Source organism: Novosphingobium capsulatum NBRC 12533, from assembly GCF_001598375.1.
Taxonomy (GTDB): domain Bacteria; phylum Pseudomonadota; class Alphaproteobacteria; order Sphingomonadales; family Sphingomonadaceae; genus Novosphingobium; species Novosphingobium capsulatum.
Window position 1 is genome coordinate 84,440 of record NZ_BCYV01000011.1, and the last position, 23,519, is coordinate 107,958.

Below are 23,519 nucleotides of genomic sequence, written 5' to 3' on the forward strand. Positions count from 1 at the left end.
GTGGCTCGTATTGCCGGGGTCAATATCCCCACCAACAAGCGCGTGATCGTGGCGCTGACCTACATTCACGGCATTGGCTCGTTCAAGGCCCGCCAGATTGCCGACAAGCTCGGTATCGATCATGCCCGCCGCGTTCAGGATCTGTCGGACGCCGAAGTGCTCCAGATCCGTGAAGCGATCGACGCTGAACACACCGTGGAAGGCGATCTGCGTCGCGAAACCGCGATGAACATCAAGCGCCTGATGGACCTGGCCTGCTACCGTGGCCTGCGCCACCGCAAGGGTCTGCCGGTTCGTGGCCAGCGCACGCACACCAATGCGCGCACCCGCAAGGGCAAGGCCAAGCCGATCGCCGGCAAGAAGAAGTAAGATCGGGCCTTTGAGGCTTTAGATCTTCCCAACGGTTTCTCGACAGGAATTCAGCACATGGCACGCGAACCTCAGCGCATTAAGCGCCGCGAGCGCAAGAACATCACCAGCGGTGTTGCGCACGTTAACGCCAGCTTCAACAACACCATGATCACCATCACCGATGCCCAGGGCAACGCCATTTCGTGGTCGTCTGCCGGCATGATGGGCTTCAAGGGCAGCCGCAAGTCGACCCCGTACGCCGCTCAGGTGGCTGCGGACGACGCCGGCAAGAAGGCCGCCGAACACGGCGTGCGCACCCTTGAAGTGGAAGTGAAGGGTCCGGGTTCGGGCCGCGAAAGCGCCCTGCGCGCTCTGCAGGCGGTGGGTTTCACCATCACTGCGATCCGCGATGTGACCCCGATCCCGCACAACGGCGTGCGTCCTTCCAAGCGCCGTCGCGTCTGACCTGCCTTTTGGCGAGTGGCGCGCGAGGTACCACGCGCGCCACACCCGCCCAATATCTTGACCGGTTGCGGCTTCCTTCTGGCCGACTGCCGGCGCTCTCGAAAAACCCTAGGGGAATTCCATGACTGTCAACATCAAGAACTGGCAGGAACTGAAGAAGCCCAACAATCTCGACATCAAGCCCGGCCACGATCCGAAGCGTCGCGCGACTTTCGTTGCCGAACCGCTTGAGCGTGGCTTTGGTCTTACCCTCGGCAATGCGCTGCGCCGGGTGCTGCTCTCTTCGCTTCAGGGGGCTGCGGTTACGTCGATCAAGATCGAGAACGTGCTGCACGAATTCTCGTCGCTTGCCGGCGTGCGTGAAGACGTCACCGACATCGTGCTCAACGTCAAGCAGATCGCGCTCAAGATGCAGGGCGAAGGCCCCAAGCGTCTTCAGCTTTCCGCGATCGGGCCGGGCGAAGTCAAGGCCGGCGATATCGCCGTGACCGGCGACATTGAGGTGATGAACAAGGATCTGGTGATCTGCCATCTGGATGAAGGCGCGACCTTCAACATGGAACTCACCTGCGACACCGGCAAGGGCTATGTCCCGGCCGTGTCGAACCGCCCGGTGGATGCACCGATCGGTCTGATCCCGGTGGACTCGCTTTACTCGCCCGTGCGTCAGGTGTCCTACAAGGTGGACAACGCCCGCATCGGCCAGGAGCTTGACTACGACAAGCTCAGCCTTTCGGTCGAAACCGATGGCACCGTCACCCCGGAAGACGCCGTGGCTTATGCTGCGCGCATCCTTCAGGACCAGCTGGCGCTGTTCGTCCACTTCGACGACCAGGTGCCGACCGGCCACGTGCCGTCGCTGGCCGGCGTTGCCGCCCATGCGCCGGAAGAAAGCGACGCCAACCAGCTCAACCGCTACCTCCTCAAGAAGGTGGACGAGCTGGAACTGTCGGTGCGTTCGGCCAACTGCCTGAAGAACGACAACATCATCTACATCGGCGACCTGGTCCAGAAGACCGAGGCCGAGATGCTCCGCACGCCGAACTTCGGCCGCAAGTCGCTCAACGAGATCAAGGAAGTGCTCTCGTCGATGGGTCTGCGCCTCGGCATGGACATCCCCGGCTGGCCGCCGGAAAACATCGAGGAAATGGCCAAGAAGCTCGAGCAGGAACTGCTCGGCTGATTGGGTGGGCAGGGCCGGCACGGAACGCTTTTCCGTACCGGCCTGGCCGCAGCACAGCGCTGCAACCTCGCAAGGAAAGGGAACGGGCTGCCCCTCAAGTCGGCCTGGATCGGGGTACCTCACACGGCCCCCCTACAAACGGAGAATGAGTTATGCGTCATAAGCTGGGCCAGCGTAAGCTGGGTCGTACCTCGTCGCACCGTATTGCGCTGCTGCGCAATCTGGCCGCCGCGCTAATCAAGCACGAGCAGATCACCACCACCACGCCCAAGGCGAAGGAACTGCGTCCCTACGTCGAAAAGCTGATCACGCTGGCCAAGCATGGTGGCCTGTCGAACCGCCGCCTTGCCCACGCCCGTCTGCTTGACGAAGCGCAGGAAAAGAAGCTGTTCGAAGTTCTGGCCGCGCGCTACGCCGACCGTGAAGGTGGCTACACCCGCATCATCAAGGCCGGCTACCGCGCCTCGGACGCCGCCCCGATCGCCGTGATCGAGCTGGTGGACCGTGACACGTCGGCCAAGGGCCTCGATTCGGGTCCGGTGCTGACTGCCGACGAAGACGAACTCGAAAACGCCTGATTGGGCGGGGCATCGCGCCCCACCATCGGACGAACCGGATGACGGGCGGGGCCGCAAGGCTCCGCCCGTTTTTCGTGCGTTGTGATAGGCTTGCCCGCCCGCTGGCTCCAGCATAGAACGGCCCCATGATCGTATGGCGTTTGGTCAAGGCCGGGGAACACGCGTTGGACGGGGCAGGAACGCTGCGCTTTGGCGGGCGCTATTGTTCGCCCGGGCACCGCATCGTGCATTTGCCAGCGAGGCCGGCCTCGCCGTGCTGGTACAGCAACGCTATCTGGCAGAGCCGGCAGAAACCTGCGAAACGCCGTTCGATCTGGGGTGGACGGAGATTGCCGCCGTGCTCGAACGTGTGCCCGATGGCCTTGATCGCGCCGACACGATTGCGTTTGTCGATGCCTGGGCGAACTCTGGGCGGGGGCTCTTGCTTGCCGTGCGCTCGGCCGTGCTGCCAGAGGCCGACGTCATCCTGATGAACGCCGATCATCCCGCAGCAGGCACAGTGCCACCTCAGACAGTGCGGCCGTTCCGCTTTGCCCAGTGCCTGCATCGCCCGCCGATGCTGGGCCGCTATTCCTGATCGTTGCAAAGTCTGTTGCACTGGGGCGATCCTGCGGTAGTTTCTGGCGAAACCACCCCCCGTCTTGTCAGGATATCGCAATGAAGAACCGCTTGTGGCTGGCCATGGCCGCCCCGCTTGCGCTTGCCACCCCGGTTGCGTTTGCCCAGACGCCGCCCACCCTTGCCAAGGACCAGGCCATGCCGTCACTGCCGCCCTATCCCGCCAGCCCGCAAGTGCCGCTGGTGGAGGACCATTTCGGTGAAAAGGTGTCCGATCCCTGGCGCTGGCTGGAAGCCGACGTGCGCACCGATGCCAAGGTGGCGGCCTGGGTCCAGGCGCAAAGCGCCTATACCGCAGCCTATCTCAAGCAGTTGCCCGAGCGTGCCGCGCTGGAAAAGCGGATGAAGGCGCTGATCGATTACGAACGGTTTGGCCTGCCGCAGCGCCGTGGCGCTTCGGTCTTCTACAGCTGGAACAGCGGCTTGATGAACCAGTCGCAGCTGCTGGTGCGCCCTGCCGATGCGCCGGTGGGCACCAAGGGACGGGTACTGCTCGATCCCAATACCTGGGCCAAGGATGGCGCCACTGCGCTCGATGCCTGGGCGGCATCGGATGACGGGCGCCTGCTGGCCTATTCGGTGCAGGATGGCGGTTCGGATTGGCGGACGGTGAAGTTTGTCGGCGTGGCCGACGGCAAGCCGCTGGCCGACGAACTCAAGTGGGTGAAGTTTTCCGGCCTGGCCTGGCTGGGCAACGATGCGCTGCTCTATTCCCGCTTTGCCGAGCCAAAGGAAGGCCAGGCCTTCCAGGCGCTGAACTATAACCAGACGGTGTGGCTCCACCGCCTGGGCACGCCGCAAAGCGCCGATCAGCCGGTGTTCGCGACGCCCGAGCTGCCCAAGCGCGGCCACGGCGCCAGCGTTTCGAGCGATGGGCGCTGGGTGGTGATCACCAGCAGCGAGGGCACCGATCCGGTCAACACCGTGCACGTTGCGCGCGTCACCAACGGCAAGATTGGGCCGGTTACCGCACTGATCCCCGATCTCAAGGCGCAATGGGATTTCGTCGATGGCGTGGGCGATCAGCTGTGGTTCGTGTCGGGCGATGGCGCCCCGCTCAAGAAGATCGTGCGGGTCGATCTGTCGGGCAGCACGCCGCGCTTCGATACCGTGGTGCCCGAAAGCAAGGACAACCTCGAATCCGTCGGCATTGCCGGCAACCGCCTGTTCGCCAGCTATATCCACGATGCCAAGAGCCAGGTCCTGGCGTTCGATCTTGATGGCAAGCCGGCCGGTGCGGTCAGCCTGCCCGGCATCGGCAGCGCCTCGGGCCTGAGCGGCCGGCCCGGCGATCGCCATGCCTATCTCTCGTTCAGCAGCTTTACCCAGCCTGCCACGGTGCTGGCGCTCGATCCCGCCACGGCGAAAACCACCCCGTGGGAGCCGGTGCACCTGACGTTCGATCCGGCCGATTTCCGGGTGGAGCAGGTGTTCTATCCCAGCAAGGACGGCACCAAGGTGCCGATGTTCATCGTGCGCCGCAAGGATGCCAAGGGCCCGCTGCCCACGCTGCTCTATGGCTATGGCGGCTTCAATGTGGCGCTTACCCCATGGTTTTCCGCCGGTTTCATGACCTGGATCGACAGCGGCGGCGCCTTTGCCCTGGCAAACCTACGCGGCGGCGGCGAATATGGCGATGCGTGGCACGATGCCGGCCGGCGCGACAAGAAGCAGAACGTCTTCGACGATTTCATTGCCGCGGGCGAATGGCTGATCGCCAATGGCGTGACGCCGCGCCACGGCCTGGCGATCGAGGGTGGCTCCAACGGTGGCCTGCTGATCGGCGCGGTGACCAACCAGCGGCCCGATCTGTTTGCGGCGGCCAGCCCTGCCGTGGGCGTGATGGACATGCTGCGCTTCGACCAGTTCACCGCCGGGCGCTATTGGGTGGATGACTATGGCTATCCCGAAAAGGAAGCCGATTGGCGCGTGCTGCGCCGCTATTCGCCCTATCACAACGTGCGTTCGGGCGTGGACTATCCGGCCATCCTGGTGACCACGGCCGACACCGACGATCGCGTCGTGCCGGGGCACAGCTTCAAATATACTGCGGCGCTGCAGACCGCCGCGATCGGGCCCAAGCCGCACCTGATCCGCATCGAGACGCGCGCCGGCCATGGTTCGGGCAAGCCGATCGACAAGCAGATCGAGGAAACCGCCGATGTGCAGGCGTTTCTGGCCCATTTCACCGGGCTGACGCCGCGCCCCTGAAGTCTATCTTTGACGGTGCAATCTCTGGCGCCGGCGCTGTGCCGGTGCTAGAGATTTCCGAACAATGACAAGGTTTGGGACAGGATGGCGCAAGGCGCTGCTGGCGGGAACGCTGGCCGGGCTGGTGGCGGGTGGTGGCCAAGCCACCGCCGCCACCGCGCCTGCCCCTGCGCCCTTGGCCGATGGCGCCGTGGAAGGCGCGGTTGACGTTGTCCGCAGTGAGCATGCCGGCACCTCCAGCCACACCCCGCTAACCCCCACCATGGCCCCGGGGGCCAGCCTGATCCTGTCCCGCGAACTCTATCCCTTGGCCCGGCGCGACGCGGTGGTCGACAAGCCGTTTGGCCAGGCCGTGGCCGATCCGTGGCGCTGGCTCGAAGCCGATCTGCGCACCAGCCCGGAGGTGGCAGATTGGGTGGCCCGCGAAAACCGCCTGAGCGGCGCGTTCCTCAAGGCTTTGCCGGCCCGTGCCGATTTTGCCGCGCGCATCCGGAGCTTGCTCGATTATCCGCGCGTGTCCTTGCCGCGCAAGGCTGGGCGCAGCTACTTCTATTTGCGCAACACCGGCTTGCAGAACCAGTCCCTGCTTTATGTGCAGGACGGTGACAGCGGAACGCCGCGCCTGCTGATCGATCCCAATGGCTGGTCGGGCGATGGGACAGAAGCGCTAGACCTGTGGGTGCCTTCGCGCAGCGGGCGCTTTCTGGCGTTCGGCCGCCAGCGTGATGGCAGCGATTGGCGCACGCTGGGCGTGGTCGATGCGCGCAATGGCCACATGCTCGATGATCGCCTGGAATGGGCCAACGATACGCTGATCGGGTGGCTGGGCGACGAAGGCTTCCTCTATTCGCGCTATCCCGCGCCGGCCCAGGGGCAGGCCTATCGCGCGGTGCTGGCGGGCAAGGCCGTGTGGTTTCACCGCGTGGGCACGCCGCAAGCGGCCGATGAACTGGTCTTTGCCACGCCCGATCATCCCGAATGGGGGCACAAGGCCTTCGTCACCTCGGACGGCCGCTGGGCGGTCATCACCACCGAGGCCAGCACCGATGCGCGCCGCATGGTCCACCTGGTCGATCTGCGCGGCGATGGCTGGCGGCGCGGCGATTGGCGCGTGCTGCCGCTCGTTACCGATTTCGCTCACGAATGGAAGCCGATCGAGGGGCTGGGCGATCGGTTGTGGTTCATCACCAATTCCGGTGCGCCCAATGGCATGGTCGCCGAACTTGATCTGGCCAATGCCGCGCCGCGCTGGCGGGTGATCGTGCCCGAACGCAGCCAGAGCCTGTCCGGCGGCAATGTGGTGGGGGACCGGTTGATCCTGTCCTATCAGCACGATGGCGCCACCACCGCCGTGGTCACCGATCTGCGCGGCAAGCCGGCGCGGGCGATCACGCTCAATGGCATCGGCGTCGCGTCGGGCTTTGCCGGGCGGCCGGGTGACAACGAAACGTTCTATCAGTTTTCCAGCTTCAACCTGCCGCCCACGATCTTTCGACTCAATCTGAAAACCGGGCAGGCGACGCCGTTTGCCCAGCCGCGCCTGGCGTTCGATCCGGCAGACTATGTGGTGGAACAGCGCCGCTATCGCTCCAAGGATGGTACGATGGTGCCGCTCTATCTGGTGCGCAGCCGCCGGGCCGCCCTGGCGGGCCAGGCGCTGCCCACGCTGCTCTATGGCTATGGCGGGTTCGATGTCGCGCTCACGCCGGGCTGGTCGCCAGTGCGCATGGCGTGGATTGCCGCCGGTGGGGCCTTTGCCTTGGCCAACATTCGCGGTGGCGGTGAATTTGGCGAGGCGTGGCACGATGGCGGGCGGCTTGCGGCCAAGCAGAACAGCTTTGACGATTTCATCGCGGCGGGCGAATATCTCATCGCCCAGGGCATCACGCCCAAGGGCGGCCTGGCAATCCAGGGCAGCTCGAACGGCGGCTTGCTGGTGGGCGCGGTGGTCAATCAGCGGCCCGATCTGTTTGCCGCGGCCAACCCCGATGTCGGGGTGATGGACATGCTGCGCTTTGACCAGTTCACGGCCGGCCGGTTCTGGATGGATGACTATGGCAATCCTGGCCGTGCTGCCGATTGGCAGGTGCTGCGCGCCTATTCGCCCTATCACAATATTCGCGAGGGCGTGCGCTATCCCGCTATCCTGGTGACCACGGCCGATACCGATGATCGCGTCGTGCCCGCGCACAGCTTCAAATATGCCGCCGCGCTGCAGGCGGCCGATATCGGCCCGCTGCCGCACCTGTTGCGGGTGGAGCAGGGCGCCGGCCATGGTGGCGGCAAGAGCGTCGACAAGGTGATCGCTGGCGGCGCCGATGTGCTGGCGTTCCTGGCGGCCTATACCGGCCTGTCACCCGATCTGGCGGCACCATCGCCATAGGTTCCCCTTGCAGGGCGGGCAGTGGCTGACTATCCGCAAAGGTGGGACCACAACGGGATCGACCACAATGACCATGTTCGATGATCGCGAGCGCGCGTTTGAAGCCAAGTTCGCCCACGACGAGGAAATGCTGTTCCGCGTGCATGCCCGTCGCAATCGCTTGCTGGGACAATGGGCGGCCGAGCGCATGAAGCTCACCCAGGCTGAGGCGGAAGCCTATGCCAAGTCGGTGGTGCATACCGATTTCGAGGAAGCCGGGGACGAAGACGTGGTGCGCAAGCTGCTGGGTGATCTGATCGCTGCTGGCGTCGATGTCAGCGAGGAAGAAATCCGCACCGCGCTCGATGCCAAGGCGGTTGACGCGCGCCGCCAGCTGATGGGCGAAGTCTGATGGCGATGGCCGCTGCCGAGATCGAAGCGATGATCCGCGCCGCTCTGCCCGATGCAGACGTGACCATCACTGATCTCGCTGGGGATGGCGATCACTATGCCGCGCATGTCGTTTCGCCTGACTTTGCCGGGATGAGCCGCGTGGCCCAGCACAAGGCGGTCTATGCCGCGCTCGGTGGCCGCATGGGCGGCGTGCTTCATGCCTTGCAACTGACCACCGCTGCCCCCAAATAAGGGGCCGAAAGGAACTGATCCCACCATGTCTACCGAGCAGCGCATCGACGAAATCGTCAAGGGCAACGACGTTGTCCTGTTCATGAAGGGTACGCCGCTGTTCCCGCAATGCGGCTTTTCCAGCCGCGCCGTGGCGATCCTCGAACACCTCGGCGTGGAATATGCCAGCGTCGATGTCTTGCAGGACATGGAAATCCGCCAGGGCATCAAGTCCTATTCCGATTGGCCCACGATTCCCCAGCTCTATGTGAAGGGTGAGTTCGTTGGCGGTTCGGACATCATGATGGAAATGTACGAAGCGGGCGAACTGGCCCAGCTGATGGAAGAGGCCGAGGTAAAGCCGGCCTGAAGGTGCCGCTCCCGGCATGCGATGGCCGGGGCGCAACCTGCTGAACAACGCGGTTTCCCGTCGGGAGACCGCGTTTTTTCGTTGTATCATGCGGTGTTGGTAACCCCGGGGGAGGCGGAGCCGGGGAGACTTGGGGTGTCCGGCTCCGCCTCTCGAAGAAAGAAGTCTTCGGGGTATGCAAAATAAAGCACAGACCGTGCCAGTTTCCGGAAGGGCCATCTTTCAGGGGGATGCCCACAGCCCTTGCATGGCGCCGCGTCGGCCAATTGTAAAATATGCCGACGGTTCTTGCGGGCACTTGGCAAGGCTCGCCCGCAACCGCATGGTGGCGCGATGCCCGATCCGCACCTTGCCTGTGAACCGAACGACACTGCCCTGGGAGAACCAGCCGCCACGCTGATCGTGTTTCGCAAGGGCGCGGCAGGCGCGCCAGCGCAGATCCTGCTGGTGGAGCGTTCGGCCCAGTTGCGTTTTGCCGGCGGCGCCACGGTGTTTCCGGGTGGCAAGGTGGATGCGGCCGATCATGCCTTGGTCGCGCAAGGGCCTGGCTGGGCATCCGGGCTGGACGCAGATGATGCCGCCGCGCGTGTGGCCGCCGTGCGTGAAACGCTGGAAGAAACCGGATTGCTCGTGGGCCTGGCGCCTGCCCGGCCGGATGCCGCCGCGCTCGATGCGTCGGGCGCGCAGCAGGCCCGGGCGATCTTGGCGCAGGCTGGGAGCATGGCGCCGGTGCTGGCGCACTTTGGCTGGCAGCTGGATCCTGCCGCCCTGGTGCCATGGGCGCGCTGGTGGCCGCGGGGGAAGCCGGGGCGCGTGTTCGACACGCGGTTCTATCTGGCTGACCTTGGCAGTGGCATGGTCGACCTTGCGGTGGATCGTACCGAAAACTGCCATCTGTTCTGGGCCAGCGCGGCAGAGGCGCTGGCCGCCGCCGCGCGGGGGGATATTCGCGTCATCTTTCCTACGCGGCGCAATCTTGAACGCCTGGCCCTGTTCGACGATTTCGCCACGGCCAGCCAGCATGCCGCGGCCCATCCCGTGGTGCCGATCGTGCCGCAAACCATTCTGCGCGATGGGGAGCCGTGGCTGGCCATTCCCGATGGCCATGGCTATCCCGTGCTGGGGGAACCCTTGGCCGAGGCGCACCGCGCCTGACCCAAGCCTGCGCACTTGCATCCACATTCGAGAATATCCGGCGGCGTCAAATCGCCAAATCGGATAAGGGCATTTCCTGAGGGCAATACGTATACCCCCCGATGCCCCGGCGCAGGCGGCAGTAATCTGGCGGGCGTAAAACCCAGGTGGAGGTAATCCCCCATGCCCGTTTTACAGCCGCGTCACAGCATCCTGCCCGATCCGTCACCGGCCGATGATGCCCCGGTGCCACGGCTCGTGTCTGGTGAGGAAGATCCTGTTTTTTCACCCGTTCATGCGTTGCAGCAAGAACTGTTGCCGCTGGCGCCGGGCAATGCTCAGGCAGCGGACACGCTTTATCCGCTATGGCTGCGGGTGGCGATCATTGGTGGCTCTTCGGCGTTCGCCTGGGCACTGATTATCTGGGGCGTGTTGCGCCTTCACTAGGTGATTCGCCGTCGCTGCGTCAGCTAACGAACCATCTCGGCTGTATCGCTCGCTGACGGCATCTGCGGGCTGTTCCTATCATCCCTGCCATGGACGCCGGATATGCGGCGTCGCCCGGTGTGGGGACCAGCTCAGGTGAATCATCAACACAACGTCGCTGCGCGACCCGAGGGTGTCCGCAATTCCGCCGGCACTTGGCATGGGCCATCGCTTGCTTTCACCCCCGATCTTTCCACGGCGCCGCGTGCAGCGCGGGCGCGCTGGCGCCACCCTGCGTCCGATCCGCGTATCGCGCGGGCAGAGGCGTGGACGCGCGCGATCGACGTGATCATGGCCTTTGGCGCACTTGTCGTGTTTCTTCCGCTCATGCTCGCCATCGCCGCGCTTGTGCGGTTTTCAGATGGCGGCCCGGTGTTGTTCCGCCATCGCCGGGTGGGAGCGGGCGGGCGTCACTTCGCCTGCCTCAAGTTTCGCTCGATGTGCGTGGATGCCGATGCGCGGCTGCGCCATGTCCTGGAAACCGATCCTGCCGCGCGTGCCGAATGGGAAGCGACGCAAAAACTGCAAAACGATCCCCGGATCACGGCGGTTGGGCGGCTTCTGCGCAAGAGCAGCCTGGATGAACTGCCCCAGCTCATCAACGTTCTGCGTGGCGATATGAGCTTGGTGGGGCCGCGGCCGATCGTTGATGCCGAAGTCGTGCGCTATGGGCGCCATTTTGCCGCCTATTGCGCGGTGCGGCCTGGGGTGACCGGCCTGTGGCAGGTGGCGCGCCGCCACGATACCACGTATCGCCGCCGCGTGGCCTGTGACCGGCTCTATCGCCGGGCCCGCTCGTTGCGGCTCTATTTCCGCATCCTGATCCTGACAGTGCCGAGCGTAATTCTGGCGCGCGGCGCGTATTGACGGATTGGGCAAGCCGATCGTTTAACGGAAAACGCAAACGGGAGAAGCGCCAGCTGGTGCTTCTCCCGTCACGCGTAAGTAAACGACAGCAACCAAGAACGCTCGGTGAATTATGTTCTGATCAAAAGATGAGCAGCGCCAGTCCGATCCAGAAAACCTGGCTCAACGCCAAGCCGATCAGCAATCCCTTGGCGGCGGCGGTGCCTTCGCCAGCAGGGGCATCATGGAACGAGACGAAACCATCTTCGCGGAAAGACTGAGTAGACATCCTGCAACCCTTTTAACCAGTGTTCTTGGCCTTGGCGGCAGCAACCGCCGTTACCAAATTCAAACGCGTTTCAGGGCCAGCTTGTTCCCGCTTCGCTCCTGTTGATACGGCCGTTGATAAGGGCGTTTTTCCCGTCCCGCCTGACCGTCCTGCATAGGCTTTTCATAGCAGCGATTGGTTGTAAACCCGTGAATACCACCGTTTTTACACACGATTGCAGCGCAACAGGTCCGCTGTTGCGTCGCACGGGGCGGCCATGGGTATGATGACTTTGGTTCTTGCTGCGCTGCACCCGGTCTGCGTTGCACTGCAACGTTGATGATGGTTTGACAGCGCAGCCAAGGCGAATTGCGCGCGCGCGTGCCGACATGTCGGCTTTGCTGTCGTTAAACTGAAACAAAAACAGCGGTCTGACGGGGGGCTTGGAGGGTTGTTGAGATCGCATCAGTTGCGCTGGGCCGAGGCACAGGTGCGACCGGCTGCAAAACTCCGCGCCGTAACGCCGGTGGTGTCGATTTTGCCGGTGCGAAGATGCCGAAATGGCACCATGGCGTGGCAAACCCGTAGCAGGCGGCAGGCCGATTTCTTGCACTGCAAAAATGCAATTTTTTCGATGAATTGCGCCGACGTGGCGATTTTGCCCGGCTCCCGCCCTACAATCCACGCGGCTCAGTCTCTCGGTAACGGAGCCAACGCGCGTGGACCGGCTGCATCGCGGTCTTACGACGTAGGGGAAATCCACCAGGGGGACCGCGTCAGAGCATGCTGCGAATCCATGTTGCCATCGCCACCGTTGGTCGCGCCAGCCTGGCGCGCCAGACGATCGATCTTCTTGCCGGGCAATCGCGGCAGCCTGATGGCGTAATCGTCGTCGGCGCGGCGCAAGCCGATCTTGCCGGTATCGCGGATAGCCCGCTGACGCCCGAACTGGCCGTGGCCGAACGTGGCCTGTGCCGCCAGCGCAACCGCGCGCTGGATTTGCTCGCGGGCCGGGCCGATGTGGTGATCTTCTTCGATGATGATTTCGTGCCCGCGCCCGATTACCTGGCGGCGGTAGAACGCCTGTTTCTCGCCCATCCCGATGTCGCCGGGATCACTGGCAATCTGGTGGGCGATGGCGTGCGCCATGGCGGCTATGGCATTGCCCAGGCCCAGGCGATGATCGCCGCGCAGACCCTGCTGCTCGATCCTGCGATCATCCCGCGTGAGGCGCTCTATGGCTGCAACATGGCGCTGCGCATGGCCCATGTCGGCAATCTGCGCTTTGACGAGGCGCTGCCGCTGTATGGCTGGCAGGAGGACATCGATTTCACCATGCGCCTGTCCCGGCACGGGCGGCTGGTATCCACCGGGCTGGTTTCGGGCGTGCACCTGGGGGTGAAGGGTGGGCGCACCTCGGGTCGGCGCCTGGGCTATTCGCAGGTGGCCAACATCGTCTACCTGCGCCGCAAGGGCACCATGCCCGGCCCGCTCGGGCGCAAGTTGCTGTGGCGCAATGTCCTGGCCAACCTGCTGCGTGCGCCGTTTCCCGAGCCCCATGTCGATCGCTGGGGGCGCCTGCGCGGCAATGCCCTGGCGCTGGCGGACCTGTGGCGCGGGCGGATCGATCCGCGCAAGATCGAAAGCATGTGATCCGGTGCGAACGATCGCATTCAATGGCAAGTTTCGCGCCGGCAAGCACAATGGGGTGTGGCGCGTTTCGGATCGCCTGATCCGCGAGGTGGACAGCCTGCTGGCCGCCATGTCCTCCGCTGCTCGCCCTGATGTGCGGCTGATCGTGCCCGCCGGGTGCCCGGCGGCCGATCCCTATGAGGCCATCCGGGTGGAGGAAGACGTGCATGGCCCCAGCCAAAGCTGGGAGCAGCGCCGCCTGCCCGCGCTGGCGCGGGGCAGCCTGCTGGTCAACCTCGCCAACCTGGCGCCGGTGCTGCATCGACCCAAAATTACCATGCTGCACGATGCGCAGTTCTGCCGGCCAGACTGTTCCTATCCCTGGCGCCAGCGCATGGGCTATCGCCTTCTGGCGCCGCTCATGGCCCGGTCCAGCAACCTGGTGCTCACCGTGTCTGACTATTCGCGCCGCGATCTGGCCGGATATGGCGTGATCGGCGCTGGGCGCGTGGAAATCGTCCATAACGGCGCTGATCATATCCTTGAGGTCGCGCCCGATCCTGCCGCCCTGCCGCGCCTGGGCCTGGCGCCGGGCGAATACCTGCTGATGTTTGGCAGCGTAAAGGCCTACAAGAACAATGCCGTGGTATTCGAAGCCCTCGAACTGGCCAATGCCGCGCACCGTGCTGGGCAGGGTTGGCCACCGCGCCGGCTGGTCATTGTTGGGCCTAGCCACGATGTCTTGCTGGCGGCGGGCCTGCGCCCCCCTGCTGATGCTGTATTCGCCGGGGGCTGCGACGATGCGGCGCTGCGCGCGCTGTATGAAGGTGCCCAGGCGCTGCTTTTTCCCTCGCGGACAGAGGGGTTCGGCCTGCCGCCGGTTGAGGCCATGTTGTGCCGCTGCCCGGTCATTGCCGCGCCCTGTGGCGCCGTGCCCGAAGTATGCGGCGCGGCGGCCTTGATGGCCGATCCCGATGATCCCACGGCCTGGCTGGATCAGATGGCCGCGCTGGAACAGGCCGACACGCGCGCCACGATGGTGGCGGCCGGGCTGGCCCGCGCTGGCCGCTACACCTGGGCAGGCGCAGGGCGCACGCTGCTCGATCTGTTGATCGCCTGCGCGGTATGAGGCCGGCGATGCACGAGGCTTTGCCACCGCCCATCCACCGCAGCTTGGCTGTGCGGATCGCGGCATGGTGGCGCGGGGGCAGCTTTACGGCAGTGATTGCCATGTCGGCGCGGGCGAGCAGCCAACTGGCGCTGCTCGGCGTAACGCTGGTGGCCACGCGCACCCTGGCACCGGCCGATTTCGGCGTATTCGCGATTGCTGCCGCGTTCCTCACGCTCTCGCGTACCATGCTCTACACCGGGCCGTTCGAATACGTGCTCAAGGCGCCCGAGGCAGACAGCGCCACTGTCGCCAGCGCGGGCCTTGTCGCCAACGTCATCGTCGCGCTGGGCTGGGTACTCCTGCTGTGCGGCTGTGGCCTGGCCGCGCCGTTCGTGTTTCGCGGTTCGGGCGTGGCCCTGCTGCTGTTCTGCCTTGCCCCGTCCAACCTGCTGGCGGCTCTGGCCGGCTGGGAAGAGGCCATGCTGCTGCGCGGCCAGCAGGTGCGCCGCTATTACGCGATTACCGTGATCACGGAAATTGCTGCTGGCCTGGGCGCTGCCGTCTTGCTGCTGATGGGTTGGGGCCTGTGGGCGCTGGTGGCGCAGGTCTATGCCCGGCTGGCGATCTTCATCGTGGCCTATCGTGCCGTTCTGGTGCTTCCCCGCCTGGCCAGGCCTTCCGCGCAGGAAACCTGGCGTGTGCTGGCGTGGTCGTGGAGCCGGTATGGTTCTGTCATGGTCGGTTTCCTGGCCAACTACAGCGGAGACCTGCTGCTGGGCGCAGTGTTTTCGCCGGCGGCCTCGGGCCTTTATCGCGCCGGAAATCGCGTGGTTTCCGCGCTCGCCGATATGTTCGTGCAGCCAGCCGGGCTGCTGGTCACCACCGGCCTCGCGGCAGAGCGGGCGCGGGGCAGGGCAGGCGATGGCAGCTGGTTGCGGCTGTCTGGGCTATTCGGCGCGCTGTGCTGGCCGGCGCTGGCCGGCCTTGCCGTGGTGGCTGACGAGATTGCCCCGGTCATGCTTGGGCCGGCCTGGGCCGGTGCGGGGCCCATCATCGCCGTGTTCTGCGTGGCACGCATGGCTGCCTTGCCGATTGCGGTGGCCTCGGCCGTGCTGGTGATCGAGGATCGGCAGCATCGGGTGCTGTGGGTGCAGTCCGTGGCGGCGGTGGCTACGGCCGCGCTCACGCTGGCGCTGGCCAGCCATGGTCCGATCGCAGCGGCCCTGGCCACCACGCTGGTCGCGCTGGGCTGGGCGCTCGCCCTGGGCGTGGCCGCGCGGCAGGCGGGTGCCGTGGCTGGCGCGGCACTGGGCGATCTGGCGCGGCTGGTGCTGTGGCCCACGCTCGCCACGCTCGGCCTGGCCTGGGGCGCGCGCCTGGTGGCGCTGCACTGGCACCTCAACCCCGGGCAGACCCTGGCCGTGGTCATTCCCGTTGGCCTTGCTGGCTGGGCGCTCTCGCTCCATGCGGTGCGGCGGCCCTTCCGCGCTGGCCTCGCCGCGCTTTCTGCCCGCCAGGCCTAAGGCGACGTGGGCAAAATTCGAATGCCCGGAAGCTCCCACTTGCTGACATTTGAAGCGATGTCCATGGTAGGCCCCAGCGAGGCGCAATCTGCGGGGGAGTTAGGATGAACAGCAAAGCCATCATAGCGCTGGTGATGACACTATCCGCCGTAGCAGCAGTTCCAGCTTATGCAGCCCAATTGGAATTCGACTGCGACGTGCCTGCTGATCATTTCTCTTCCGTATCTCAAGACGTGGCCAACGGCGGCAGCGTAAGCGGCACGATCAGAATGTATGAGATGCGTAACGGCAATAATTTGCCAGTTGTCGGCGCGGGAATCTTCAGTCCAGAAAAGCGAGCCATTGCGGAATTTCAGCTTGTCGCCTCCGATACTCATGCCCAAAGCTTCGACATCATATTCAGCGTGAACCATGATGGTGATGCAAAAAGAGAGAAAGTCGGGGAGGTTGATGCATCGTCTGCCGTAGCATTTAACATTTTTCTTTCCGCTACCGGGAAAGCCGTTCTGAACGTGAATGGTGGTGAGTTCCAATCTGATGCGTCTGCGATTTCCGGCGGTCGCGCAATGGCGTTCTGTTCGACCGCCCAATTCAAATTTACGAACCTCATATTTTCCGCGAACGGCAACGGCAGTGGAGACTGACCCTGGTTCGTAGCGGTAGAATGAAGCGGAACGGCAGCTTCCCACCAGTTTTGATCATTCCCAAACCGCCGATTTTGCCCACGCGCCCTCATTCACGCCGTGGCGATCCACGCGGCGGCGGCCTGCATTACTGGGTCAGTCCCGGCGGCGATCGTGGCGGCGGTTTGCGGTACCAGATGATCGGGCATGATGCCGGCGTCGGGCTGCGGCGTCGGCGGGAAATAGCCGATCAGCGGCAGGTCGAACTCGATGCCGCTGCCTGGCAGGCGCGTGAAGAAGAAGCCTCCGCCATTGATGCCACGGCGGTTGCCGCCGGTCGGCTCGCCAAACAGGGTGATCTTGCCGCTGGCGCGCGCCGCGCTGATAAATCCGAACGTGGCTGAACTGTTGGCCGGGCCGATCAGCGCGGCCACCGGCACGGTCAACCGCTTGGCATCGGGCCGGACCGGTTGCGGCGCATGGGTTTGCGGCAAGCTGATCCAGCCGTGGCCCAGGTCGGCCCCGCCTTCGCCAATGTGGCGATAGCTGTCGTCCCACGTCGAAACATGATCGGCGAGGCTGGCGGGCACGGTGCGAAATCGCACGCGGCTGCTGAATGGCCAGTTCATGACATCGCGATCGACCAGCCGCGCCAGGATCTGATCGCCGCAATCATCCCCGCCTTCGTTGCGCCGGATATCAATGATCAGGCCGCGGGCGTGCGCGGCATCGTCAAGCCGGTCTGCCAGCCACGTCCGCCAATCCCATTTGCTGTTCCACATGCCCCAGTCGGGCATGGTCAGCACGGCAATGCGATCGCTGCGCACCTCGTAGGTCCAGCGCGGTGCGTCGCTATTTGCGGGCAAGCGGAGCATATTGGCGCGCCGGGCGGCGAGACCGATCGCTGGCACCTCGATCCGGGTGCGGCGCCCATCGGGCAGGATGGCGTCGAGTGCGTGGCGCCCGGTCGGGGGTGGCAGAAGCAGGCCCTGGAACACGTCGAAGGTCTCGATAGTGGCGTCGCCACGAACACCGAGCAAAGAGCGGCGCTTGGCATCGTTGTGCCCATCGGCGCGGACATAGGGCATGAGCCGGGCCAGGATCTGCCCGCTCGGCATCCCGTTCACCGCGGTGATCTGCGTGCCACGCGGCAATGCCCCGGTGCCGGTGTGATCGGCGGTGACGACCATCGCCTCGCCGATCCATTCGAAGTGAAACGGCAGCCGCGTCGGTCGGTCGAACAGCGGCCTTGGCCACGGCATCTGACTGGTTGAAGAAATTGGCATAGCTGTGCCCGCAGCGCAGCGTCGCCAGCAGTCGTGATAGAGCGAGATAGCACCGATCAAGATTGCCCGCGTTGAGGCCCGCGCCATAATCCAGCGCGAACCGGTCAAGGTTCCGGGCGAGTTCTGCGGGCGAAAGATAGCGGTCGCGGCCGGGATGGATCGCCAATGCCGCGCGCAACACGGCCATATCGGCTTCCAGGGGGGCCTGTGCCGCGTGGGCCTGCGCCGCGTGTGCAGATGGTGCGGGGCACAAGGGCAGTGCCGCCAAGCCCGCCAGCACGCTGCGGCGCTCCATCATATGCTTCCCCTCAGCCAGTCATGATCGTGCGTCGGGTGTATCGGATTTTTACGGGGCTGTCTGTGTCGGTGTCTGCCTAGGCACGCGGCAGCCCCTTTGGGCAGGCGCGATCAGGGCGCCGCTGGTTTTGTGGGCGCAGGCGACTGCCCCACGATAAAGCGTGCGACAAGGCGGCGCGTGGTGGCGACCGGAACCCCTGCTTTATCGGTAACGACCGCCAATTTCTCGCTTCCGGCCAGGGTTTTGCAAGCGGCCCTGGCGAGCGGCGGAGAGAGGATTTCGGTTGCCAGCGGCTGTGTCCTGGGGGCGGCCACGCATGCGCCGGGCGTGCCGTCTGCCGCCACGAACTGGGCGACCGCCACACGCGCGCGATCCGCTATTCCGGCTGGCAAGCCGGCGACGTAAACGTCCAGATCGACCTGGTCTGGGCTCTTGGCGTTGGTCAAGTTGTCGATCGTATAGCTGATCCAGGTGCGATAGACCCCATAGACTGGCTGACCTTCGGCATCGCGCGCTGGTTCAAAGCGCGCGCGCCGTTTGATCAACGCGCATGTCAGGGCCGCGGGGGTCTTCTCGGCAAAGCCAGGCCCACGCACAAAGCCGATCATGCGGCAGGATTCGGTTAGCCCAGCGGGGTTGACCACCACCTCCATGTTGACCATCGCGCTTTGCAGGGCCTGTGTCATGCGGCTCGGATAATCGTCGGCCGTGACAACTCTTTCGCCGTGGATCAGATCTGGCGCGGCAAGGCCAAGCGCAAGTGTAGCAAGCAAAACGGGCATCCACGCTCTCCACTGGAACCAAGCCCAGTGTTATGCCGCTGCAGCGCCCTTGCCAACTGCGCCTATTCGCCCACCAATTGCTTGCGCAGGCGGGCCTTTACCAGTTTCGCCTCAAGGATGCGGCCGATCACATAGAGCACGGCGAAGAAGCTGGCAAAGACATAGGCCGATGTCGGGGAGTAGCGATCGCCCTTGCGGTCGGGCTTCTTGCCGTCCTTGTCAGGCGCGGGGGCGCCCAGCGCCTTGTCGATGGGGTTCATCGGCAGGACGCGGTCCTTGCTGGCGTCTTTCTTCTTTTCGGCCTTGGCCTTTTCCGCCGCTTCGGCCGCCGGTTTCTGCCAATGGCCAACCGCGATGGTCAGTTGGGCAAAGGCCAGGAACAGCAGCGGTGCCAGGAAGCACAGCAGGAGCGCGCGGCTGATCAGGTGATAGCGCAGCACCAGGCCCGTGCTGCCTTGTTCCACCTGCAGCACGCCGTTTTCGAACACGGCCAGTTTGTCTTGCGCGGCGGGATCAACCTTGTTGAAGCGCAGGGCATCGGCGGCGCGCTGCTGGCTGGTGCCGGGTTGGCGCAACAGCGGTTGCAGCTTGGCAAAGGCTTCGTCGCCGGTCTGGCCGGCGGGCAGGTCCAGGCTGCCGCGCACATGCCAGATCCAATCGATGAAGCGCAGGTTCACGGGCGTTTTCCGGTGGGCGTGGTGGGGGCGCTGCCGGCGAGGGAGGCGGTGCTGCTGCTCATCCCCACGTTACTCGGCCGGAACGGCGGTGGTGGTGGCGGGGCGGGCGAACTTCGCCTTGATCGTGCGCCAGCCATCGGTGAACGGGTAGGTCATCTGTTCGCGAATGCTCATGCGGCGGCCGCCTTCCATGCCCAGCAGTTCGGCTTCACCATCGACGCAGGTGCCGAACATGCGATCGATGAAGATATAAGTATTGGTAAAGTTGCTGCGGCTGGCCTCAAAGTCCTGAGAATGGTGCAGGCTGTGATGTTCGGTAGTGTGGAACAGGAAGCGCCACCAGCGCGGCGAATTGAACCGCACGTTGATGTGTTGATAGCTGCCCACCGCCATGCCGATGGCCCCGGCCAAAAGGAACGCGCGCGGCACGAAATCGAAGAAGCCACCCACGCCCAAGCCGATCAGGAACAGCTCGACCGGATTGCCCACCGCGCCCTTGTTGATGTTGAGCTGGGTGATGTAGTGGTGCACCGAATGGGGCAGCCACAGCGGATACCAGTTGTGCATGCCACGGTGCATCCAGTATTGCCCGAAATCGAAAATGAACGAAATCAGGAAGGCCTGCACCAATATCGGCAGCGTGATGAACCAGTTGAACTTGTCCCAGTGCAAGGCATCCTGGATCGCGCCGACCATCACGTCTGAACCGATGAAGCCATCGACCAGGCGCAATACAGTGTAACCCAGACCAACATAGAACAGGTCGGTGGTGACTTCCTTCCACGTAAGCTGCCAGCTTTCATGGCGGGGAAAGAAGAACTCCATCGCCATCAGCAAGACACGGAAGCCGATGCCGATGCCAATCGCGGTGGATGCCTTGGCGATCGAGTTCGGCGCATAGTACCAGAACAGGATCATCGCGAAGAGCACGGTAGGCTGAAACCAGGTGAAGAACAGGCGCTTGAACGGGCCACCTTCCACCCGCGGCACGTTTTCCCAGCCCACCGTCACCGGTGCCTGGGTGCCTATCCGCCGCTTGCCGACCAGAACGCCTTCCATAAGCCTGACCTCGTAATACTTGGGTACCCGGTCTAGTAATACTAATTGAAGACATGGTAATACGGATAGAATGCTTCGTCTATACCATATTGCACCTGCTTATTGCCTAAATCGCCCGGTAAAACCGGCATTTCGGCCGATTTGCGGGCCAGGCCATGGTGCGATGCACCGCGAGGCGCGGGTGGCCGCAGCAGCGCTGGCGACAAGCCAGCCCGATTCGCGACAGGAAATGAACTTGCCTCCACGGCGTTTCCCGCTCAGACCGACGCCCCCCGAGGGGCAGAGAAAGGGCAAGGCGATCATGCCAAGGTTGCAGGACAAGACATGTGTGGTCACCGGCGCTGCCAGCGGCATTGGCCTGGCCATCGCCAGGCAGTTTCACGCCGAGGGGGCACAGGTGATCCTGACCGATTGCGACACCGCTGCCGGCAGTGCTGCGGCCGCCGCGATCGGCTGCCGGTTCGTCGCGCTCGATGTGCGGGACGAGGCCGCCTGGGCCGCGCTCGCCATGCAGGCGCCAGTGATCGATGTGTTGGTCAACAATGCCGGGGTCACCGGGTTCGAGCATGGCGCCGTGGCGCATGATCCCGAACACGCCAGCCTGGCCGACTGGCGGGCGGTCCATGCCGTCAACCTTGATGGCACGTTCCTGGGCTGTCGCTATGCCATCGGCGCGATGAAGGGGCAGGGCAAGGGCTCGATCATCAATATCTCGTCGCGCTCGGGCCTGGTCGGCATCCCTTTTGCCGCCGCCTATGCCGCTTCAAAGGCGGCGGTGCGCAATCACACCAAGTCGGTGGCGCTCTATTGCGCGCAGGCCGGCTGGCAGATCCGCTGCAATTCGATCCACCCCGGCGCGATCCTGACCCCGCTGTGGGAGCCGATGCTGGGCACCGGCCCCGATCGCGACGCGCGCATGCGGGCGCTCGTCGCCGATACGCCGCTCAAGCGTTTTGGCACGCCCGAGGAAGTGGCAGCGCTCGCCGTGATGCTCGCCAGCGACGAGGCGACCTATGTCACCGGCGCGGAGTTCAACATCGATGGCGGCCTTCTCGCCGGATCGGCGGCGACGCCGGGGTGAGGTGGCAATGGGCGATCGGGATGGATACCACCCCGATCACGGCCCCGTGTCTCACCCGTCGACCTGTTCGCTCCAGGCCAGCCACTGCGCTTCCACGCGGGCGAGTTCGGCTTCCAGGTCTTCGCGCAGCTTGCCCATGGCGCCCAGGTTCATGCCCTTGAGCTGCCCGGTTGCCTTGGCCGGATCGGCGAGGGCGGCATCGATGTCGGCGATGCGGGCCTGCAGCTTGGCCATGTCCTTTTCGGCCTTGGCAATCTGCTTGCCCAGCTCGCGCCGCGCCTGCCATGCCGCCTGGGTGGCAGCCTTCTCCGCCTCGGTCTTGGGGCTCGCGGCCGGCTTGGCAGCGGCATCGGCCTTGGGCTGGTTCCGGCCCAGCACGAAGTCGATGTAATCCTCCATGCTGCCATCATAGGGCACGGCTGCCCCGTCATCGACCAGCACCAGGCGGTCTGCGGTCAATTCCACCATGTGGCGATCGTGGCTGATCAGGATGACCGCACCCTGATAGGCGTTGAGCGCCTGGACCAGCGCCTCGCGCGCATCGACATCAAGGTGGTTGGTCGGTTCGTCGAGGATCAGCAGGTGCGGCGCATCGCGGGTGACGAGCGCCAGGGCGAGCCGCGCGCGTTCCCCGCCTGAAAGGCGCGAAACTTCGGTCGTCGCCTTGTTGCCGGAAAAGCCGAACCGACCCAGCTGGGCGCGCACGGCGGCCTGGGTCTTGCCCTCCATGGCGCGGGTCATGTGCAGCAGCGGGGTATCGCTGCCGGCCAGTTCTTCCACCTGGTACTGCGTGAAATAGCCGATGGCGAGCTTGCCCGAGGTGGTCATGCCGCCTTCCATCGCCGGCAGTTGCCCGGCGAGCAGGCGCGCCAGCGTGGTCTTGCCGTTGCCGTTGCGGCCCAACAGGGCAATGCGGTCATCGGGATCGATGCGCAGGTTCAGCCGCTTGAGGATCGGCTGGCCGGGGGCATAGCCCACCGCCGCCATGTCCAGCGTGATGAGCGGCGGGCGCAGTTCATCGGGGCTGGGGAAATCGAACGTCAGGCTGGGGTCTTCCAGCATGGCCACCACCGGCTGCATCTTGGCCAGCATCTTGGCGCGCGATTGTGCCTGCTTGGCGGTAGAGGCGCGGGCGCTGTTGCGGCGGACATAGTCTTCCAGCTTGGCGCGCTGGCTGGCCTGGGCGGCCTGGGCCGCGGCGGCCTGCGCCGCGCGTTCGGCACGCTGCCGCTCGAAACTGTCATAGCCGCCGGGATAGAGCGTGACCTTGCCGCCCTGCAGATGCAGGATATTGTCCACCACGTTGTTGAGCAGGTCGCGCTCGTGGCTGATCACGATCAGCGTGCCGGGATAGCTGCGCAGGAAATTCTCCAGCCACAGCGTTGCTTCCAGGTCGAGGTGGTTGGACGGTTCGTCGAGCAGCAGCACGTCGGGCTGGGAAAACAGCAACGAGGCCAGCGCCACGCGCATTTTCCAGCCACCCGAAAAGCTGTCGAGCGGGCTGGCCTGCATCGCTTCGTCAAAACCCAGGCCGATCAGGATGCGCGCCGCCCGCGCCGGGGCGGTATAGGCGTCGATCGCGATCAGCCGCTCGTGCACGTCGGCCAGGCGGTCGGGGTCGGTGCAGGTGTCTGCCTCGATCAGCAGCGCGGCGCGCTCGGTATCGGCGGCCAGAACGGATTCAAACGGTGTGGCCGTACCGGTGGGCGCTTCCTGCGCGATATAGCCCAGGCGGGCGCGGCGCGGCATGTCCACGCTGCCTTCGTCGGGCTCGATCTCGCCGATCAGCACTTTCATCAGCGTGGATTTGCCCGCGCCGTTGCGCCCGATCAGGCCGACGCGTGCGCCGGTGGGAACGGTGGCCGAGGCGCGATCGATGATGGTGCGGCCGCCCAGGCGCACGGTGATGCCGGAAATGGTGAGCATGCCCGTGCGCCTAGCCGGCTGCGCC

Annotated in this window: 24 protein-coding genes; 18 read left to right on the top strand and 6 right to left on the bottom strand. The window is 64.8% G+C overall.

Annotated features, from left to right (window positions below; genetic code table 11):
* From rpsM to SCA01S_RS10680, 13 genes are all read left to right on the top strand, one after another.
* Entirely contained in the window at positions 1–369 is a 369-nt protein-coding gene (gene rpsM / locus SCA01S_RS10625) for a 30S ribosomal protein S13 (protein WP_022675075.1), read from the top strand.
* A 57-nt stretch (positions 370–426) separates the two neighbouring features.
* On the top strand, positions 427–816 hold the full coding sequence (gene rpsK, locus SCA01S_RS10630; RefSeq protein WP_008065643.1) for a 30S ribosomal protein S11: 390 nt from the start codon (positions 427–429) through the stop codon (positions 814–816).
* A gap of 121 nt (positions 817–937) precedes the next feature.
* Positions 938–1,999, top strand: a complete 1,062-nt coding sequence (locus SCA01S_RS10635; RefSeq protein ID WP_022675076.1) for a DNA-directed RNA polymerase subunit alpha — start codon at positions 938–940, stop codon at positions 1,997–1,999.
* 152 nt (positions 2,000–2,151) lie between these two features.
* The gene (gene rplQ / locus SCA01S_RS10640; protein WP_022675077.1) at positions 2,152–2,577 is read left to right on the top strand and encodes a 50S ribosomal protein L17; all 426 of its coding nucleotides are present in this window, start codon (positions 2,152–2,154) and stop codon (positions 2,575–2,577) included.
* Positions 2,578–2,779: 202 nt separating this feature from the next.
* Positions 2,780–3,154 carry a hypothetical protein gene (locus SCA01S_RS10645; RefSeq protein WP_062785386.1) on the top strand — a complete coding sequence of 125 codons (375 nt, stop codon included), beginning with the start codon at positions 2,780–2,782 and terminating at the stop codon, positions 3,152–3,154.
* Between the two features lie 80 nt (positions 3,155–3,234).
* A complete protein-coding gene (locus SCA01S_RS10650) occupies positions 3,235–5,406 on the top strand; it encodes a prolyl oligopeptidase family serine peptidase (RefSeq protein ID WP_054130535.1) in 2,172 nt (723 codons plus the stop codon).
* A 64-nt stretch (positions 5,407–5,470) separates the two neighbouring features.
* Positions 5,471–7,789 (top strand): prolyl oligopeptidase family serine peptidase, encoded by a 2,319-nt coding sequence (locus tag SCA01S_RS10655; protein ID WP_327195984.1) that lies wholly within the window; start codon positions 5,471–5,473, stop codon positions 7,787–7,789.
* A 67-nt stretch (positions 7,790–7,856) separates the two neighbouring features.
* Positions 7,857–8,180, top strand: coding sequence for a DUF1476 domain-containing protein (locus tag SCA01S_RS10660; protein WP_022675081.1), 324 nt, complete (start codon positions 7,857–7,859; stop codon positions 8,178–8,180).
* Complete coding sequence (locus SCA01S_RS10665; protein ID WP_062785388.1) at positions 8,180–8,413, top strand: BolA/IbaG family iron-sulfur metabolism protein; 234 nt, start codon at positions 8,180–8,182, stop codon at positions 8,411–8,413. The genes SCA01S_RS10660 and SCA01S_RS10665 overlap by 1 nt, the downstream gene beginning before the upstream one ends.
* A 25-nt stretch (positions 8,414–8,438) precedes the next feature.
* Complete coding sequence (gene grxD / locus SCA01S_RS10670; RefSeq protein ID WP_022675083.1) at positions 8,439–8,762, top strand: Grx4 family monothiol glutaredoxin; 324 nt, start codon at positions 8,439–8,441, stop codon at positions 8,760–8,762.
* Positions 8,763–9,095: 333 nt separating this feature from the next.
* Complete coding sequence (locus tag SCA01S_RS10675) at positions 9,096–9,917, top strand: NUDIX domain-containing protein (RefSeq protein ID WP_174544794.1); 822 nt, start codon at positions 9,096–9,098, stop codon at positions 9,915–9,917.
* A gap of 162 nt (positions 9,918–10,079) precedes the next feature.
* Entirely contained in the window at positions 10,080–10,343 is a 264-nt protein-coding gene (locus tag SCA01S_RS22230; RefSeq protein WP_157088940.1) for a hypothetical protein, read from the top strand.
* A 135-nt stretch (positions 10,344–10,478) separates the two neighbouring features.
* On the top strand, positions 10,479–11,249 hold the full coding sequence (locus tag SCA01S_RS10680) for a sugar transferase (protein WP_245652516.1): 771 nt from the start codon (positions 10,479–10,481) through the stop codon (positions 11,247–11,249).
* Between the two features lie 121 nt (positions 11,250–11,370).
* Here SCA01S_RS10680 and SCA01S_RS22235 read toward each other — a convergent pair whose 3' ends face one another.
* Positions 11,371–11,517 (bottom strand): hypothetical protein, encoded by a 147-nt coding sequence (locus SCA01S_RS22235; RefSeq protein WP_157088941.1) that lies wholly within the window; start codon positions 11,515–11,517, stop codon positions 11,371–11,373.
* Between the two features lie 762 nt (positions 11,518–12,279).
* Between SCA01S_RS22235 and SCA01S_RS10685 the strand changes: the two genes are divergently transcribed.
* The 4 genes from SCA01S_RS10685 to SCA01S_RS22240 all read left to right on the top strand — a co-directional run bounded on the left by SCA01S_RS10685 (position 12,280) and on the right by SCA01S_RS22240 (position 16,406).
* Positions 12,280–13,149 (top strand): glycosyltransferase family 2 protein, encoded by an 870-nt coding sequence (locus SCA01S_RS10685; RefSeq protein ID WP_062785390.1) that lies wholly within the window; start codon positions 12,280–12,282, stop codon positions 13,147–13,149.
* 4 nt (positions 13,150–13,153) lie between these two features.
* Positions 13,154–14,257 (top strand): glycosyltransferase family 4 protein, encoded by a 1,104-nt coding sequence (locus SCA01S_RS10690; protein ID WP_062785392.1) that lies wholly within the window; start codon positions 13,154–13,156, stop codon positions 14,255–14,257.
* A 50-nt stretch (positions 14,258–14,307) separates the two neighbouring features.
* Complete coding sequence (locus SCA01S_RS10695; protein ID WP_062785394.1) at positions 14,308–15,762, top strand: oligosaccharide flippase family protein; 1,455 nt, start codon at positions 14,308–14,310, stop codon at positions 15,760–15,762.
* Positions 15,763–15,866: 104 nt separating this feature from the next.
* Positions 15,867–16,406, top strand: coding sequence for a hypothetical protein (locus SCA01S_RS22240; RefSeq protein ID WP_157088942.1), 540 nt, complete (start codon positions 15,867–15,869; stop codon positions 16,404–16,406).
* 92 nt (positions 16,407–16,498) lie between these two features.
* Here the strand turns inward: SCA01S_RS22240 and SCA01S_RS10705 are convergent, their stop codons facing one another.
* The 4 genes from SCA01S_RS10705 to SCA01S_RS10720 all read right to left on the bottom strand — a co-directional run bounded on the left by SCA01S_RS10705 (position 16,499) and on the right by SCA01S_RS10720 (position 20,487).
* Positions 16,499–17,647 (bottom strand): S41 family peptidase, encoded by a 1,149-nt coding sequence (locus tag SCA01S_RS10705; protein WP_062785398.1) that lies wholly within the window; start codon positions 17,645–17,647, stop codon positions 16,499–16,501.
* Positions 17,648–18,079: 432 nt separating this feature from the next.
* A complete protein-coding gene (locus SCA01S_RS10710; RefSeq protein WP_062785401.1) occupies positions 18,080–18,751 on the bottom strand; it encodes a hypothetical protein in 672 nt (223 codons plus the stop codon).
* Between the two features lie 62 nt (positions 18,752–18,813).
* Entirely contained in the window at positions 18,814–19,428 is a 615-nt protein-coding gene (locus SCA01S_RS10715; RefSeq protein ID WP_062785403.1) for a hypothetical protein, read from the bottom strand.
* A 69-nt stretch (positions 19,429–19,497) separates the two neighbouring features.
* Positions 19,498–20,487 carry a sterol desaturase family protein gene (locus tag SCA01S_RS10720; RefSeq protein ID WP_062785405.1) on the bottom strand — a complete coding sequence of 330 codons (990 nt, stop codon included), beginning with the start codon at positions 20,485–20,487 and terminating at the stop codon, positions 19,498–19,500.
* Between the two features lie 301 nt (positions 20,488–20,788).
* Here SCA01S_RS10720 and SCA01S_RS10725 point away from each other — a divergent pair, with 301 nt between their 5' ends.
* A complete protein-coding gene (locus SCA01S_RS10725; RefSeq protein WP_062785407.1) occupies positions 20,789–21,568 on the top strand; it encodes an SDR family oxidoreductase in 780 nt (259 codons plus the stop codon).
* 51 nt (positions 21,569–21,619) lie between these two features.
* Here the strand turns inward: SCA01S_RS10725 and SCA01S_RS10730 are convergent, their stop codons facing one another.
* Positions 21,620–23,494 carry an ABC-F family ATP-binding cassette domain-containing protein gene (locus SCA01S_RS10730; protein WP_022674728.1) on the bottom strand — a complete coding sequence of 625 codons (1,875 nt, stop codon included), beginning with the start codon at positions 23,492–23,494 and terminating at the stop codon, positions 21,620–21,622.
* Positions 23,495–23,519 lie beyond the last annotated feature (25 nt).

Excerpts from the sequence above, each read along its gene's own strand:
- rpsK (WP_008065643.1), top strand. The coding sequence starts at position 427 with ATGGCACGCGAACCTCAGCGCATTAAGCGCCGCGAGCGCAAGAACATC.
- SCA01S_RS10635 (WP_022675076.1), top strand. The coding sequence starts at position 938 with ATGACTGTCAACATCAAGAACTGGCAGGAACTGAAGAAGCCCAACAAT.
- rplQ (WP_022675077.1), top strand. The coding sequence starts at position 2,152 with ATGCGTCATAAGCTGGGCCAGCGTAAGCTGGGTCGTACCTCGTCGCAC.
- SCA01S_RS10650 (WP_054130535.1), top strand. The coding sequence starts at position 3,235 with ATGAAGAACCGCTTGTGGCTGGCCATGGCCGCCCCGCTTGCGCTTGCC.
- SCA01S_RS10655 (WP_327195984.1), top strand. The coding sequence starts at position 5,471 with ATGACAAGGTTTGGGACAGGATGGCGCAAGGCGCTGCTGGCGGGAACG.
- SCA01S_RS10660 (WP_022675081.1), top strand. The coding sequence starts at position 7,857 with ATGACCATGTTCGATGATCGCGAGCGCGCGTTTGAAGCCAAGTTCGCC.
- SCA01S_RS10665 (WP_062785388.1), top strand. The coding sequence starts at position 8,180 with ATGGCGATGGCCGCTGCCGAGATCGAAGCGATGATCCGCGCCGCTCTG.
- grxD (WP_022675083.1), top strand. The coding sequence starts at position 8,439 with ATGTCTACCGAGCAGCGCATCGACGAAATCGTCAAGGGCAACGACGTT.
- SCA01S_RS10675 (WP_174544794.1), top strand. The coding sequence starts at position 9,096 with ATGCCCGATCCGCACCTTGCCTGTGAACCGAACGACACTGCCCTGGGA.
- SCA01S_RS22230 (WP_157088940.1), top strand. The coding sequence starts at position 10,080 with ATGCCCGTTTTACAGCCGCGTCACAGCATCCTGCCCGATCCGTCACCG.
- SCA01S_RS22235 (WP_157088941.1), bottom strand. The coding sequence starts at position 11,517 with ATGTCTACTCAGTCTTTCCGCGAAGATGGTTTCGTCTCGTTCCATGAT.
- SCA01S_RS10685 (WP_062785390.1), top strand. The coding sequence starts at position 12,280 with ATGCTGCGAATCCATGTTGCCATCGCCACCGTTGGTCGCGCCAGCCTG.
- SCA01S_RS22240 (WP_157088942.1), top strand. The coding sequence starts at position 15,867 with ATGAACAGCAAAGCCATCATAGCGCTGGTGATGACACTATCCGCCGTA.
- SCA01S_RS10705 (WP_062785398.1), bottom strand. The coding sequence starts at position 17,647 with ATGCCGTGGCCAAGGCCGCTGTTCGACCGACCGACGCGGCTGCCGTTT.
- SCA01S_RS10710 (WP_062785401.1), bottom strand. The coding sequence starts at position 18,751 with ATGCCCGTTTTGCTTGCTACACTTGCGCTTGGCCTTGCCGCGCCAGAT.
- SCA01S_RS10720 (WP_062785405.1), bottom strand. The coding sequence starts at position 20,487 with ATGGAAGGCGTTCTGGTCGGCAAGCGGCGGATAGGCACCCAGGCACCG.
- SCA01S_RS10725 (WP_062785407.1), top strand. The coding sequence starts at position 20,789 with ATGCCAAGGTTGCAGGACAAGACATGTGTGGTCACCGGCGCTGCCAGC.
- SCA01S_RS10730 (WP_022674728.1), bottom strand. The coding sequence starts at position 23,494 with ATGCTCACCATTTCCGGCATCACCGTGCGCCTGGGCGGCCGCACCATC.